We start from the raw sequence: 13,627 nt of genomic DNA, 5'->3' as shown, positions 1-13,627 counted from the left end.
CTGGAGGCGAACGTAGGGAGAAGATAGATCGTTTGGGGGCCGGCCCGAATTCAATTCGGTGCGCATCCCACAATGGCGTGCATGGATGAACTTGATTCGGCGATCCTGGAGCACCTGCAGCGCGACGCACGGACCACCAACCGTGAACTCGCCCGCAAACTGGGCATAGCCCCCTCCACCTGCCTGGAGCGGGTGCGGGCCCTCCGTAACCGGGGAGTGATCACCGGCTATCACGCCTCGGTCGATCTGCGCGCCCTCAACCGCGGCGTGCAGGCCCTGCTCTCCCTCACGATTCGCCCGCTCAGCCGCGAGGTCATCGAGGGCTTCAAGTCCTACGTCGCCGAACTCCCGGAAGTGCTCTCGGTGTTCGTCATCGCGGGCAGCGACGACTTCCTGGTCCATGTGGCGGTCCGGGACGTCGACCAGCTGCACGCCTTCCTCATGGACCACCTGAGCCAGCGCCGCGAGGTGGTCAACTTCCGCAGCTCGGTGATCTACCAGCATGTGAACTCGCCGGTGGTGGGCCCGCTGACGGATCAGGGTCAACAGGGCTGACGGATCAGGGTCAACAGGGCTGACGGAACAGGGCGGGCGGGGCTGACGGACCGGGGCGGGCAGGGGTGACGGAACAAGGCCGGCGGGACCGGAGGGGGCCCGGGCCCTAAGCCCGCAGCCAGGCCGCCGCGTCCAGCCGGAAGGCCGTCGGCGGTACGGCCTCGCGCAGTGTGTCCTCGAGCTCCCGCAGCCGCCGCGCGCCCACTTCGCGGGCCCAGCGGGCATGCAGCTCGTCGAAGACCGCCGCCGAGCGGGCCAGGGCGTCGCGGCCGTGCGGGGTGAGCCGGACCAGCTTGCGGCGGGCGTCGCCGGGGTCGTCGGAGCGCTCCACGTAGCCGAGTTCGGCGAGCCGGTCGACGGTCTTGCCCGCGGCCTGCTTGCTCACCCCGAGCCGCCGCCCGAGCTCACTGGTGCTCGCACCGTCGGGGCCGACGCCGATGGCCTGCAGTGCGAAGCCGTGCGCGGGCCGCACGTCCGGGTGGCCCTGGCGGGCGAGTTCGGCGTGCAGCTCGTCGATGAGGCTGCGGAATCCGGCGAAGAGGAGCAGCGGCAACTCGGCCCCGTGCCCTGGCCCCTTGTGAGTATCGACAACCTGGTTTACTTTATTTTCGTCAACCACGTTGTCCATTCTAGGGGGATGCCATGTTTGTGGAACACACCGTGGAGACCGCTCCCGCCGACTCGCGGCGAGCGCTGCAGCGGATCGAGCGTCAGCTGGGGTACGTCCCGGCCGCCGCGGCCCGCCTTGCCTCATCTCCCCATCTGCTGGAGGGATTTCAGCGCCTGAGCGGCATGTTCGAGCAGACGACGCTGGAACCGGTGGCGCGCGAAGTGGTCATCATGACGGTGGCCGTGCGCAACGACTGCCATGTCTGCGTGGCCATGCACAGCGGCAAGCTGAGCCGGCTCGGGGCGTCACGGGAGACGGTCGACGCCCTGCGCGAACGGCGTCCCCTGGGCGACGAACGCCTCGAAGCGGTGCGCCGGTTCACGCTCGAGGTCCTGGACAGGGCCGGTGCGGTGGGTGACGGCGAGATCGAGGACTTTCTGTCCCACGGTCACACCGAGCAGAACGCCCTGGAGATCTGTCTGGGCATCGGTGCCTACACCCTGTCGACGTTCGCCAACCGCCTGGTGCGGGCGCCTGTCGACGTACCGGGGCAGTAGGGCACCAGGGACAGCCATGGACTGCCATGGCCCCGGCCGCGGTCCCACTCCCCATGGAGCCGCAGACCGGGTTGCCTCGACCGGAACGTGCCGGGTGCGGGATGCCCGGCAGTGGGAGGCGCACGGTCGACCAGGGTCTGGGGCCGCGTGGTGAGCGTAGTTGTGCCGTGGTGGCGGGGCCAGGGCGGTTTCAGGCCGGTCCGGCGGCGGCCTGCGGCGGTACCGGAGTCGGGCCGCGGCCTGCGGCGGTACCGGAGTCGGGCCGCGGCCTGCGGCGGTACCGGAGTCGGGCCGCGGCCTGCGGCGGTGCCGGAGCGGAGTCAGGGGGTGCTCTCTCCGTTGTCCTCCAGGCGCAGGCGGCGGGCCAGTACGTCCCGGGCGACGTCCAGGAGCGGCCGGCCGTGGCTGAAGGCGTAGCCGCGCAGCCGGATCAGGGCGTGGTCGCAGTCGGTGTTCAGTTCGTCGGCGAGCATGCCGGTGGCCTGGTGTACCTCGGCGAAGTGCAGGCCGGGGTCGTCGAGGAGCGGAGCGTGGGGCAGATCGGCGTGGGCGGCGGCGGTGGTGATGGTGATCTGGGCGAGGGTGTCGGCCAGGCCGAAGGCGTCCGTGAGCTGGTCGGTGGTCATCGGTCCTGGCCGGGTCCGATGACCGGTGAGTGCGCCGAGTGCGATCACCCCGATGCGCACGGGGAAGGAGAACACCGCGCGTACGCCCAGTGCCTCGATGGCGCCCGACAAGGAGGGCCAGCGGGCGGTGGCGAACGCAGCGGTGTCGGTCACGTCGGGCAGCAGCATCAGGGCTCCATGGCGCGCGGCGTCCAGGCTGGGGCCCTGGCCCTGGACTTGCTGCAGGTCCTCAAGCGCTAGGGTGCGCTCGCCGAAGGACTGCACCAGTTCGGTCCGGTGGCCGCCGGGTGCGAGGAGCAGACCGAGGCCGTCAAGGCCGAGCATGTCCGCGCAGGCGGCGAGGGGCAGCGATGCCAGGCCGGGGCCGGTGTGTGAGCTGAGGGCACGCAGGTAGTCGGCCATCACCGGATGGGTCACCGCACCTGCCCCCTTCCCGGTGCCACGCAGTTCAGACGACGACCGCCCCGCCAGTCAGGGCAGAGGGGGCGGGTCCTCACCGGTCACGCCGCGGGAGGAGCGATGTGTCGGCCGTTCCCTGCAGCACCTGGCGAGCGATCTCGGTCAGTCGCGTCTGGTGATCGCGGGCATGCCGGCGCATGAGAGTGAACGCCTCTTCGACACCGGTGCCACGGCGGTTGGCCAGATAGCCCTTGGCCTGCTCGATGATGACCCGGCTGTCCAGGGCAGCCTGCAGCTGCGCTGTCACGGTCATCTGCTCACTCACCGCCCTCTGTTGAAGCACACCGATGGTCGCGGTGTCGGCGAGCGCCTGACCGAGTCGCAACTGGGACTCGTCCAGCGGACCGGGACGGTCCTGGAAGAGATTCAGGGCGCCGATCACCTGGTCGTGGAGCCGAAGCGGCGCCGCCACGACCGAGGTGAAGCCGACCTTCACGGCGCGCGGCGCGAACCGGGGCCAGCGCATGGTGGCCGCCTCGGTCGCCAGCGCTACGTCGGGGATCTGCTTCTTGGTGCGGAAGCAGTCACGGCAGGGGCCTTCGCCCCACTCGATGCCGGCCAGTTCCAGCTGGCGGGTGCGCTCGTCCGAGGCCGCGGCATCCACCAACTGGCCGCCGGGAGTGGCAAGGAGGACTCCGGCCGCCGCCACGTCAAGGAGGTGCACACAGTGTTCGGCGAGCGAATGGAGGAAGTTGATGACGTCGAAGTCCCGCACCAATGTGTCGGCAAGGTCGACGAACGCCGCCGCCAGCTGCTCCTCGCGCGGCAGTTCAGCCATGCCCCACTCACCTCCGGCAGTGATCCGGGGGCAATCTTCCCACAAGCTGCTGCCTCCTGCTGCGACCGATTCTCGTCCGTGAAGGGGGCCTTGGCCGGAGCGGTCGGCGAGGAGCCCGGGCGGCTGGGCGGCGGATCTCGACGGCCAGTGCGCCGAGCGCCTCCATCAGTGGCAGATGTCTCGCCATGATGTGCCGGCAGTGCGGACGCCGGACGGGAAGCTGCGGCTGCTTTCGAGGGACTGGCCGGGCCGGGGCTCTGCTCAGCCGGTCGAGCGCAAGGCCGACGCCCGAATCACCGACGACGCCTTGCGAGTCCAGAGGAGTACGGACCCTCAACTGCCGTCGCGGGAAGGCCGAATGGAACTGCGCCGGCAAGGCGCTCCGGGCGGCGGAGGAGAAGGCGGCCGGGCGTGAGGGCCGCAGGCCCGTGGAGGTGCCGCACATGATCGTGGGGGAGAGAGAAAGACCGCACCCGGTCCGTCGTGGACGCCGTGCTCGGCGGCCTGCGGACCGGGTGCGGACAGGTAGCCGATGCGACCCGCGGAATCGCAGGTCAGACGGCCTAGCCGGAGATCAAGCCTTCTTCGTCTCCCAGAAGATCTTGTCGATCTGGGCGATGTAGTCCAGCGCCTTCTGGCCCGTGGCCGGGTCCGTCGAGCCCTTGGCGGCCGAGAGGGCCTTGAGGGCGTCGTTGACCAGCTGGTGCAGCTCCGGGTACTTCTCGAAGTGCGGGGGCTTGAAGTAGTCGCTCCACAGCACCGAGACGTGGTGCTTGGCGAGTTCGGCGCGCTGTTCCTTGATGACGGTGGCGCGGGCCTGGAAGTGGGCGTCGTCGTTCGCCGCCATCTTTTCCTGGACGGCCTTGACGGACTCCGCCTCGATACGGGCCTGGGCCGGGTCGTACACGCCGCAGGGGAGGTCGCAGTGAGCGCTGACCTTCACCTTGGGGGCAAACAGGCGGGAGAGCATGGAGCTGTCCTTCCTCGTGATCGTCTTCTCAAGGTGGAGGTTACTCCGTGACAGCGGGGTTTTTGCGAGTGCCCCCGTGGGCTTAGGACAAAAGTCCAGGGGGAGACCGGGACCCGTGGAGGATCGGACCGGCAGACTGGGGACACGAGCGGAGCAGGCCGTGCGGCCGGGAGGTGTGTGATGCGGGAGGCAGGGTACGAGCCGGGCCGTGCCGGTGAGGCGAGGGTGCCGTTCGGCGTCGCCGAGGTGCACGGGCCCTCGATGGTGCCCACGCTGCGCCATGGCGACCAGCTGCTCATCCGGTACGGCGCCCGGGTGCGGGCGGGCGATGTCGTCGTACTGCGCCACCCCTTCCAGCAGGACCTGCTGGTCGTCAAGCGTGCGGTGGAGCGGCGCGAGGGCGGCTGGTGGGTCCTCGGGGACAACTCCTACGCGGGGGGCGACAGTACGGACTACGGGACCGTGCCCGCGGAGCTGGTCCTCGCCCGGGTCGTGGCGCGCTACCGACCGCGCCCCCAGGGTCAGCGGTCGGTCGTACGGGCCGTGCTCTGGGCGCTCTCCGCGGTGCGGCCCGTCTTCTGTGACCGGTCGGCCTCCTCGCGCTTGCGGGCGCGGTAGGCGGCGACGTTGGCGCGGGTCGCGCAGCGGTCCGAGCAGTAGCGCCGGGAGCGGTTGGTCGAGGTGTCCAGATAGGCGTTGCGGCAGGGGGCCGCCTCGCACAGGCCGAGGCGGTCGACGCCGTATTCCGTCAGGTGGAAGGCGAGGCCCATCGAGGCGATGGCGGCGTATCCCGCAGTCGCGTTCGACGGGTGGTCGGCGAGGTGCATGTGCCACAGCGGCCGGTCGTCGTCGTCCCGGTGGTCGTGCCCGGAGATCTGCGGGCTCACCGGGAATTCGAGCAGCAGGGAGTTGAGGAGGTCCACGGCGAGGGTCTCGTCGCCGCCGTCGGCCGCCTCGAAGACGGCGCGCAGCCGGCCGCGGACCGAGCGGAACCGGGTCACATCCGCATCCGTCGCCCTGCGGGCCGCGGACGCATTGCCCCCGAACAGGTCGCGCACCGCGTCGACCGAGGTCAGGGAGTCCTTGTTGCGGGCCGGCTCCTCGCTGTTGACCAGGCGTACCGCATAGTCCGAGTAATAGGCCAGTTCCACTTGTAGTCCTTACGGGCGCGGTCTATCGTCGTCTGCAGGGTGAGTAATGGGCGCGTACGTGTCCAGGGTATTACGTAGTGGAGGGTTCCATGGCTGACACCGCCGCCGGCGGCGCCACCGCCAACACCACCGACTGGCCAGCCTGGCAGACGAGCTGGGATCGGCAGCAGGAGTGGTACATGCCGGACCGCGAGGAGCGGTTCCGGGTGATGCTCGACATGGTCGAGGCACTCGTGGGGTCCGCGCCGAGGGTGCTCGACCTCGCCTGCGGTACGGGGAGCATTACGGACCGCCTCCTCAAGAGGTTCCCGGACGCGGTCAGTACGGGTGTCGACCTCGACCCGGCGCTGCTCGCCATCGCCGAGGGCACCTTCGCCGGTGACGACCGCGTCACCTTCGTCACCGCCGATCTCAAGGACCCCGAGTGGACGGCGAAGCTGCCGTACGACTCCTACGACGCCGTCCTCACCGCCACCGCGCTGCACTGGCTGCACAGCGAGCCGCTTTCGGTGCTCTACGGACAGATCGCCCAAGTGGTGCGTGACGGCGGCGTGTTCATGAACGCCGACCATATGCCGGACCCGGCGACCCCGCGCATCAACGCCGCCGACCGCGCCCAGCGGCACGCACGCCAGGACCGGGCCAAGGCCGCCGGCGCCCTGGACTGGGCCGACTGGTGGCAGCTCGCCGCCAAGGATCCCGTCCTCGCGGAGCCGACCGCCAGGCGCTTCGCGATCTACGGCGAGCACGCGGACGGCGACACCCCGCCCGCCGAGTGGCACGCGCGCGTGCTGCGCGAAAAGGGCTTCTCCGAGGCGCGCACGGTGTGGGCCTCGCCTTCGGACGGTCTGGTGCTCGGCCTGAAGTGACCCGGACACGGACGGCCGGTGGGGCGGTACGGAACGCGTCCGTACCGCCCCACTCATGCCGTGAACTCCCGTGCTCTCAGAGGACCTTCGACAGGAACGACTTCGTACGTTCGTGCTGCGGATCGGTCAGGACGTCCCGGGGGTGGCCGGATTCGACGACGACGCCTTCGTCCATGAAGACGAGGTTGTCGCCGACCTCCCGCGCGAAGCCCATCTCGTGCGTGACGACGATCATCGTCATGCCGTCCTCGGCGAGACCGCGCATCACGTCCAGGACGTCACCCACCAGCTCCGGGTCGAGCGCCGACGTCGGCTCGTCGAAGAGCATCAGCTTCGGCTCCATGGCCAGCGCGCGGGCGATGGCCACGCGCTGCTGCTGGCCGCCGGAGAGCTGCGAGGGGTAGTTCCCGGCCTTGTCGGCCAGACCCACGCGGTCGAGCAGCTGCTCGGCACGCGCGCGTGCCGTCGCCTTCGACTCGCCCTTGACCTGGACCGGCGCCTCCATGACGTTCTCCAGGGCCGTCATGTGCGGGAACAGGTTGAAGCGCTGGAAGACCATGCCGATGTCCCGGCGCTTCAGGGCGACTTCGCTGTCCTTGAGCTCGTAGAGCTTGTCGCCCTTCTGCCGGTAGCCGACCAGGTCGCCGTCGACGTAGAGCCGGCCGGCGTTGATCTTCTCCAGGTGGTTGATGCAGCGCAGGAAGGTCGACTTGCCGGAGCCGGACGGGCCGATCAGGCAGAAGACCTCGCGCGGGGCGACTTCGAGGTCGATGCCCTTGAGGACCTCGACGTGGCCGAACGACTTGTGCACGTTCTCGGCCTTGACCATGGCGTTCATCGGACACCCCTCGGGCCGCTCAGGGACAGCATGTTGGCCTTGACCTTCTGCCAGGGCGTGGCGGGCAGCTGCCGGGACGAGCCGCGTGCGTAGTACCGCTCCAGGTAGAACTGTCCGACGCTGAGGATCGACGTCATGATCAGGTACCAGGCGGCGGCGAGGAAGAGCACCTCGACCGTGGCGCCCGAACTCTGGCCGATGTCCTGGGCGTTGCGAAGGAGCTCGTAGTACTGCACGGCGGCGACGAGCGACGTCGTCTTCAGCATGTTGATGACTTCGTTGCCCGTCGGCGGCACGATGACGCGCATCGCCTGCGGGAGCACCACGCGCCGCAGCGTCTTGCTGTGGCTCATGCCGAGCGCGTGCGCCGCCTCGGTCTGGCCCTCGTCGACCGCGAGCAGACCGGCGCGGCAGATCTCCGCCATGTACGCCGCCTCGTTGAGGCCGAGTCCGAGCAGCGCCGTCAGGAACGGCGTCATGAAGTCGGACCACTCGTCCTTGTAGAACGGGCCGAGGTTGATGTACTCGAAGACGAAGCCCAGGTTGAACCAGACGAACAGCTGGACCAGGACCGGGGTGCCGCGGAAGAACCAGATGTAGAACCAGGCGATCGAGGAGGTCACCGGGTTCTTCGAGAGCCGCATCACCGCGAGCAGGATGCCGCCGACCACACCGATCAGCATCGAGAGCACGGTGAGCAGGAGGGTTTCCTTGACGCCGCTGACGATGCGGGAGTCGAAGAAGTAGTCCGGGATCGCGCCCCAGTTGATGTCGCCGAGCGCGAACGCGTAGACGATCGCGGCGAGCGCGGCGATGGCGACGAGTGCGGAGAGATACCGTCCGTAGTGCCGGACCGGTACGGCCTTGATGGCCTCGGGCCCGGCCGGCGGGGTGTCCTCCGGGCCCTTCTTGTCTATGTCAACAGTCACGGGTAGTGCCTTTCAACAGTGACCGGGAAATGGTCACTTGCCGCCGTTGACCTGGGCCTTGGTGACAGCGCCGTCCTCGACGCCCCACTTCGAGATGATCTTGTCGTACTCGCCGTTCTTGATGATGGCGTCGAGCGCGGCCTTCAGGGCGTCGCGCAGCTCGGGGTTGGACTTGGGCACGGCGATGCCGTACGGAGCGGCCTCGACCTGCTCGCCGACCAGCTCGAAGTCCTTGCCGCCGCCGGAGGTCTTCACGGCGAACGCGGCGACCGGGAAGTCCGACGAGCCGGCGTCGGCGCCGCCGGAGCGAAGCCGGGTCTGGGCCTGCTGGTCGTTGTCGAAGGCCTCGATGGACAGCTTGCCCTTGCCGTCCTTCTCGCACTTCTTCGCCTCGGCCTTGGCCAGGTCGTGCGAGACGGTGCCGCGCTGCACGACGACCTTCTTGCCGCACAGGTCGGACCAGGTCTTGATGCCCTGGGTCTCGCCCTTCTTGGTGTAGATCGAGACGCCCGCGGTGAAGTAGTCCACGAAGTCGACGCCCTCGCCGACCTTCGTGCCCTTCTCGGGGTCGATGCCGTTCTGGCGGTCCTTGGTGTCCGTCATGGCCGACATCGCGACGTTGTAGCGCTTGGAGCGCAGACCGCCGAGGAGGGTGTCGAAGGTGCCGTTCTCGAACTTGAACTCCACGCCGAGCTGCTTGCCGAGGGCCTCGGCCACATCGAGGTCGATGCCGACGACCTTGCCCGACTTGTCCTTGTACTCCACCGGCGGGTAGGCGATGTCGGAGCCGACCTTGATGACGCCGTCGTCCTTGATGTCCTTCGGCAGCTTGTCGGCGAGCGGGGCGTTCTTGGCGGTGCCGCCGCCGTCGCTGTCCTTGGTCTGGTCGCCGCAGCCGGTGAGCAGCAGGGCGCCCGCGACCGCGATGGCGCCGACCGCGACTATCCGGGACTTGCCTGCGGCCGTACGACAGGTGGTGCTTGCGGTCATGGTGGGTTCCTCCGGCGGGTGAGGGAGTCATCGTGCTGACAGGAGGGCTCGGGCACGCACCTTTGGGTGTCGCGACCTCGTGTGATGACGGCATCTTGCCATTCGGACGGGCGGCTTCAGGGGTCCAGCCATGTCAAAATCGGATAACGGGAGAACCCCGGGACGCACAGCCCAGTGATGGCGGGGCGGACGCCCGAATCCGGTGAACCATCGCTAACCACATCAAGAGCGACCTATCTCGCCATGTGGACAGCCTGGAGCCACTTTTTGGGGCAAGTCGGGCATTTGGGGCTAGGGTTGAGCGTCGCTTCCGAGGCTTCGGGTGGGCCTTGAGCGCGGCTCAGCCGATGCTGTGCGTCCAGGGCTGATGGTCGGGCAGTGACCAATGCCGCTCGCCCGCGCCTACGGTCTTCAGGTAAAAAGGTCTGTTACACCCCTCATCCGGGGCTCAGGGCGCGTGTGCGGCGCGCCCGCGCGTGCGTACCTCCCCTTGCGGAGGCGGGCCAACCGCCGACGCGAGACACGGACGCGGTGCCCGCCCACCCCTAAACCAGGAGTGGTCACCCTCAACGAATAAGACTTAAGGGGTCAGACAAAAGTGGCAGCGGAGATCGTCAATCCTCGCAGCGACGCCGGTACCGAGGGCACGGAAGAGCCCTTCGATCCGGCCTTCGCGCTGCACCGTGGCGGCAAGATGGCCGTGCAGGCCACCGTGCCGGTCCGCGACAAGGACGACCTGTCCCTCGCGTACACGCCGGGCGTCGCCAAGGTGTGCAGCGCGATCGCCGAGCAGCCCGAGCTCGTCCACGACTACACATGGAAGTCCAATGTGGTCGCGGTCGTCACCGACGGCACCGCGGTGCTCGGACTCGGCGACATCGGCCCGGAGGCCTCGCTCCCCGTGATGGAGGGCAAGGCCATTCTGTTCAAGCAGTTCGGCGGCGTGGACGCGGTGCCGATCGCGCTCCAGACCACCAGCGTGGACGAGATCGTCGAGACCGTGGTCCGGCTCGCCCCGTCCTTCGGCGGCGTCAACCTCGAAGACATCTCGGCGCCCCGCTGCTTCGAGATCGAGGACCGGCTCAAGGAAGCCCTGGACATCCCGGTCTTCCACGACGACCAGCACGGCACGGCGGTCGTCACGCTCGCCGCGCTGCGCAACGCCGCGAAGCTCACCGACCGGAGCCTCGGCGACCTGCGCGCCGTCATCTCCGGCGCGGGCGCGGCCGGTGTCGCCATCGCCAAGTTCCTGCTCGAAGCGGGCATCGGCGATGTGGCGGTCGCGGACCGCAAGGGCATCGTGAGCAGCGACCGTGACGACCTCACGCCGGTCAAGCGCGAACTCGCCGAGCTCACCAACAAGGGCGGCCTCTCCGGCTCCCTCGAGAGTGCGCTCGCGGGTGCGGATGTCTTCATCGGCGTCTCCGGCGGTACGGTCCCGGAGCCCGCCGTCGCCTCCATGGCCGAGAACGCCTTCGTGTTCGCCATGGCCAACCCGAACCCCGAGGTCCACCCCGACATCGCGCACAAGTACGCGGCCGTCGTGGCGACCGGACGCTCGGACTACCCGAACCAGATCAACAACGTGCTCGCGTTCCCCGGCATCTTCGCCGGTGCGCTGCAGGTGCGGGCCTCGCAGATCACCGAGGGCATGAAGATCGCCGCAGCCGACGCGCTCGCGGCCGTCGTCGGTGACGACCTGTCCGCGGAGTACGTGATCCCGTCCCCGTTCGACGAGCGGGTGGCCCCCGCCGTCACCGCTGCGGTCGCCGCCGCGGCCCGTGCGGAGGGTGTCGCGCGCCGCTGACCCGGCGCCGGCAGGATTGCCGAGCCGTGTGAACACCCGGAAGGGCCCCGCCTGTTGGCGGGGCCCTTCCGTTGTTCCGCCGCCAAGGGCAGGCATGGGCCTGGGGCGGCACTTGTCTGGACAGGTTGGAGAGAAAAGGTTCGCTGCAGGTCTTCCGGTGGTTCATGTGCGGCTGGTGTGATTCCGGCGCCAACTCACCTCACCACAGGAGGCGTGCGTGAATCTCGTCGTCAACGGCGATGCCGAGTCAGGGCCCGGCGGCAGCGCGGACCCCGTCGACTCGGTCACCGGCTGGAGGGTCGCGCAGGGCGCCCCGGCGCTGATCCCCTACAGCCTGGGCGGTGGCTATCCGACGCCTTCGGACCCCGGTCCCGGGCAGCGCGGCAGCCGGTTCTTCTCGGGCGGCAACTCCCCGCGTACGGCACTGCTGCAGGACATATCCCTGCCCGCGGACGGGGCGACCGGGCGGGCCGCCGTGGACGCGGGCAAGGTGCGCTACACCGTGGCCGGCTGGCTCGGCGGCTACGCGGCGCAGGAGGACGGCGTCCGGCTGTCCGTGGAGTTCAGGGACGCCAAGGGCACCCCGGTCGCGCTGAGCGTCCTCGGGCCCGTGGCCGCCGCCGAGCGTGGCGGCCGTACCGGAATGGTGGAGCGGAAAGCCTCGGCCGCCGTGCCGCCCGGTGCGCGCAGTGCGCGGGTGCTGCTCGTCTTCACCCGCACCGGGGGCGGCACCTCCAACGACGGCTACGCGGATGCCCTTTCCCTCACTCTGACCGCCGGGAGCGCCTCGTGACCCTCAACCGCCGTGATCTGCTGAAGGCCGCGGGCGCCGCCGGAGCGCTCGGCGCCGTCTGGCCGCTGACCGTCGGCCTGACCCCGGCGCAGGCCCGTGAGGCCGCCGAGGCGCTCGGTGCCCGGTACGACGCGGCGCCCTTCACGCTCGGGGTGGCCTCCGGTGATCCGCAGCCCTCAAGTGTCGTGCTCTGGACCAGACTCGCGCCCGAGCCGCTCGCCGCCGAGCAGCCGTTGCCCGAGGTGGTCGAGGTCGAGTGGGTGGTGGCCGAGGACGCCGCGCTCAGCCGGGTCGTCGCACGGGGCAAGGCGCCGGCGTCGGCCACGCTCGGGCACAGCGTGCACGTCCCGGTGAGCGGTCTGCGCGCGGGCAGGCACTACTGGTACGCCTTCAAGGCCCTGGGCAAGGCGAGCCGCGTCGGGCGGACCCGGACGGCGCCCGTCGGCAGCGTCGGCACGGTCCGCTTCGCGGCCGCCAACTGCCAGGCGTTCCACGACGGTTACTACGCCGCGCACCGTGGCATCGCCCGCGAGAACGTGGACTTCGTGGTGCACCTCGGCGACTACATCTACGAGCACGGCCAGGTCGGCGGCGTACCCGAGGAGCATGTCCGCGACCACGACGGCCCGGAGATCCTCACCCTCGCCGACTACCGCAAGCGCCATGCCCTCTACAAGGGCGACGCCTCCCTGCGCGAGGCACACGCGGCCCATCCGTGGTTCCTGACCTGGGACGACCACGAGGTGGTCAACGACTACAGCGGTACGGGCGGCGGGGCGCCGTTCATGAAACGGCGCGCGGCCGCGTACCAGGCGTGGTTCGAGCACATGCCGCACCGCGACAGCTTCGGCGGCTCGGCGCTGCCCGACCCGGAGATCCACCGGGTGCGCAAGTGGGGCGATCTGCTGGAACTGACCGTCCTCGATCTGCGTTCGTACCGCTCGGCGCAGAATCTGCCGGACGGCACGATCCTGGGCGCGGGGCAGAAGTCCTGGCTGAAGAAGGGCGTCGACAACGCGCCCGACGCCTGGCACGTCTGGGCCAACTCGATCATGCTGAGCCAGCTGCGCGGCAAGCCCGGCGGCCCGTATATGTTCACCGACCAGTGGGACGGCTTCCTCGCGGAGCGCAAGGAGGTCCTCGGTCATGTGCACGGCTCGGGCCTCGAAGACCTGGTGGTGATCACCGGTGACTGGCACTCGGCCTTCGTGGACGACATCCGTGTGGACTTCGACGACCCGTCGTCCCCGCTCGTCGGTACGGAGTTCACGGCGCACTCGGTGACGTCGGGGGCGTACTCGGCGGACTGGAACCAGACCAACGGGCCGCTCATGGGCAAGGCCAACCCGCACCTCAAGTACTTCGAGGGCAACCGCTACGGCTATGACGTGTACGAGGTCACGCCCGAGCGGTTCTCGGCCCATATGCGGGTGATCGGGGACCGGCGCGATCCGGCCTCGGCCGTCTCCACGCTGACGTCGTTCCATGTGGACCGGGGCAAGGCCGGCTCGTACGAGGACGAGGCGACGAAGGGCTCGCCGGCGCAGTACCGGCGGGACTGACCGCGGCTCGGCCGGGTCACGGCAGGCACCGAGGGCGCGCTGACGTGGCTCTGATGTGGCTCTGACGTGGCCAGAAGGGACGGGTGGGTGCGGGGTGTCACACATGGGCATGGTTCCGTGGCACCCCGCACCG

15 protein-coding genes are annotated in these 13,627 nt (G+C 69.5%); 7 read left to right on the top strand and 8 right to left on the bottom strand.

The window, feature by feature from the left end:
* The first annotated feature begins 81 nt into the window (after positions 1-81).
* Positions 82-555, top strand: a complete 474-nt coding sequence (locus tag ACFQVC_RS11745) for an Lrp/AsnC family transcriptional regulator (RefSeq protein ID WP_381829807.1) — start codon at positions 82-84, stop codon at positions 553-555.
* Between the two features lie 106 nt (positions 556-661).
* Here ACFQVC_RS11745 and ACFQVC_RS11740 read toward each other — a convergent pair whose 3' ends face one another.
* The gene (locus ACFQVC_RS11740; protein WP_381829805.1) at positions 662-1,183 is read right to left on the bottom strand and encodes a MarR family winged helix-turn-helix transcriptional regulator; all 522 of its coding nucleotides are present in this window, start codon (positions 1,181-1,183) and stop codon (positions 662-664) included.
* A gap of 14 nt (positions 1,184-1,197) precedes the next feature.
* Between ACFQVC_RS11740 and ACFQVC_RS11735 the strand changes: the two genes are divergently transcribed.
* Positions 1,198-1,722, top strand: a complete 525-nt coding sequence (locus tag ACFQVC_RS11735) for a carboxymuconolactone decarboxylase family protein (RefSeq protein ID WP_381829803.1) — start codon at positions 1,198-1,200, stop codon at positions 1,720-1,722.
* A 320-nt stretch (positions 1,723-2,042) separates the two neighbouring features.
* Here ACFQVC_RS11735 and ACFQVC_RS11730 read toward each other — a convergent pair whose 3' ends face one another.
* From ACFQVC_RS11730 to sodN, 3 genes are all read right to left on the bottom strand, one after another.
* Complete coding sequence (locus ACFQVC_RS11730; protein WP_381829801.1) at positions 2,043-2,765, bottom strand: ANTAR domain-containing protein; 723 nt, start codon at positions 2,763-2,765, stop codon at positions 2,043-2,045.
* A gap of 76 nt (positions 2,766-2,841) precedes the next feature.
* Positions 2,842-3,585 (bottom strand): GAF and ANTAR domain-containing protein, encoded by a 744-nt coding sequence (locus ACFQVC_RS11725; RefSeq protein ID WP_381829799.1) that lies wholly within the window; start codon positions 3,583-3,585, stop codon positions 2,842-2,844.
* A gap of 574 nt (positions 3,586-4,159) precedes the next feature.
* Entirely contained in the window at positions 4,160-4,555 is a 396-nt protein-coding gene (gene sodN / locus ACFQVC_RS11720; RefSeq protein ID WP_055531247.1) for a superoxide dismutase, Ni, read from the bottom strand.
* A gap of 180 nt (positions 4,556-4,735) precedes the next feature.
* Between sodN and sodX the strand changes: the two genes are divergently transcribed.
* The gene (gene sodX, locus ACFQVC_RS11715; RefSeq protein ID WP_381829796.1) at positions 4,736-5,173 is read left to right on the top strand and encodes a nickel-type superoxide dismutase maturation protease; all 438 of its coding nucleotides are present in this window, start codon (positions 4,736-4,738) and stop codon (positions 5,171-5,173) included.
* Here sodX and ACFQVC_RS11710 read toward each other — a convergent pair.
* The gene (locus ACFQVC_RS11710; protein ID WP_381829794.1) at positions 5,077-5,706 is read right to left on the bottom strand and encodes a CGNR zinc finger domain-containing protein; all 630 of its coding nucleotides are present in this window, start codon (positions 5,704-5,706) and stop codon (positions 5,077-5,079) included. The two genes, sodX and ACFQVC_RS11710, sit on opposite strands and share 97 nt — an antisense overlap.
* A gap of 89 nt (positions 5,707-5,795) precedes the next feature.
* Between ACFQVC_RS11710 and ACFQVC_RS11705 the strand changes: the two genes are divergently transcribed.
* Positions 5,796-6,575, top strand: coding sequence for a class I SAM-dependent methyltransferase (locus ACFQVC_RS11705; RefSeq protein WP_381829792.1), 780 nt, complete (start codon positions 5,796-5,798; stop codon positions 6,573-6,575).
* A gap of 76 nt (positions 6,576-6,651) precedes the next feature.
* On the opposite strand, the gene ACFQVC_RS11700 is transcribed toward ACFQVC_RS11705, so the two are convergent.
* From ACFQVC_RS11700 to ACFQVC_RS11690, 3 genes are read right to left on the bottom strand one after another with little or no spacing between them, the layout of a single operon-like run.
* Entirely contained in the window at positions 6,652-7,413 is a 762-nt protein-coding gene (locus tag ACFQVC_RS11700; RefSeq protein ID WP_381829790.1) for an amino acid ABC transporter ATP-binding protein, read from the bottom strand.
* On the bottom strand, positions 7,410-8,342 hold the full coding sequence (locus tag ACFQVC_RS11695; RefSeq protein ID WP_381829788.1) for an amino acid ABC transporter permease: 933 nt from the start codon (positions 8,340-8,342) through the stop codon (positions 7,410-7,412). The genes ACFQVC_RS11700 and ACFQVC_RS11695 overlap by 4 nt, the downstream gene beginning before the upstream one ends.
* A 33-nt stretch (positions 8,343-8,375) precedes the next feature.
* Positions 8,376-9,332, bottom strand: coding sequence for an ABC transporter substrate-binding protein (locus ACFQVC_RS11690; RefSeq protein WP_381829786.1), 957 nt, complete (start codon positions 9,330-9,332; stop codon positions 8,376-8,378).
* Positions 9,333-9,930: 598 nt separating this feature from the next.
* Between ACFQVC_RS11690 and ACFQVC_RS11685 the strand changes: the two genes are divergently transcribed.
* From ACFQVC_RS11685 to ACFQVC_RS11675, 3 genes are all read left to right on the top strand, one after another.
* Positions 9,931-11,139, top strand: a complete 1,209-nt coding sequence (locus ACFQVC_RS11685; RefSeq protein WP_381829784.1) for an NAD(P)-dependent malic enzyme — start codon at positions 9,931-9,933, stop codon at positions 11,137-11,139.
* Positions 11,140-11,356: 217 nt separating this feature from the next.
* A complete protein-coding gene (locus ACFQVC_RS11680) occupies positions 11,357-11,932 on the top strand; it encodes a phosphoesterase (protein WP_381829782.1) in 576 nt (191 codons plus the stop codon).
* Positions 11,929-13,494 carry an alkaline phosphatase D family protein gene (locus tag ACFQVC_RS11675; protein ID WP_381829780.1) on the top strand — a complete coding sequence of 522 codons (1,566 nt, stop codon included), beginning with the start codon at positions 11,929-11,931 and terminating at the stop codon, positions 13,492-13,494. The genes ACFQVC_RS11680 and ACFQVC_RS11675 overlap by 4 nt, the downstream gene beginning before the upstream one ends.
* Positions 13,495-13,627: the final 133 nt, after the last annotated feature.

This window comes from Streptomyces monticola, assembly GCF_042665355.1.
Classification (GTDB): domain Bacteria; phylum Actinomycetota; class Actinomycetes; order Streptomycetales; family Streptomycetaceae; genus Streptomyces; species Streptomyces monticola.
This window is presented reverse-complemented; position numbering and strand designations above follow the sequence as displayed.

Bases quoted from the DNA above. Each gene is read 5' to 3' on its own strand.
- ACFQVC_RS11745 (WP_381829807.1), top strand. From the start codon at position 82: ATGGATGAACTTGATTCGGCGATCCTGGAGCACCTGCAGCGCGACGCA.
- ACFQVC_RS11740 (WP_381829805.1), bottom strand. From the start codon at position 1,183: ATGGACAACGTGGTTGACGAAAATAAAGTAAACCAGGTTGTCGATACT.
- ACFQVC_RS11735 (WP_381829803.1), top strand. From the start codon at position 1,198: ATGTTTGTGGAACACACCGTGGAGACCGCTCCCGCCGACTCGCGGCGA.
- ACFQVC_RS11725 (WP_381829799.1), bottom strand. From the start codon at position 3,585: ATGGCTGAACTGCCGCGCGAGGAGCAGCTGGCGGCGGCGTTCGTCGAC.
- sodN (WP_055531247.1), bottom strand. From the start codon at position 4,555: ATGCTCTCCCGCCTGTTTGCCCCCAAGGTGAAGGTCAGCGCTCACTGC.
- sodX (WP_381829796.1), top strand. From the start codon at position 4,736: ATGCGGGAGGCAGGGTACGAGCCGGGCCGTGCCGGTGAGGCGAGGGTG.
- ACFQVC_RS11705 (WP_381829792.1), top strand. From the start codon at position 5,796: ATGGCTGACACCGCCGCCGGCGGCGCCACCGCCAACACCACCGACTGG.
- ACFQVC_RS11700 (WP_381829790.1), bottom strand. From the start codon at position 7,413: ATGAACGCCATGGTCAAGGCCGAGAACGTGCACAAGTCGTTCGGCCAC.
- ACFQVC_RS11690 (WP_381829786.1), bottom strand. From the start codon at position 9,332: ATGACCGCAAGCACCACCTGTCGTACGGCCGCAGGCAAGTCCCGGATA.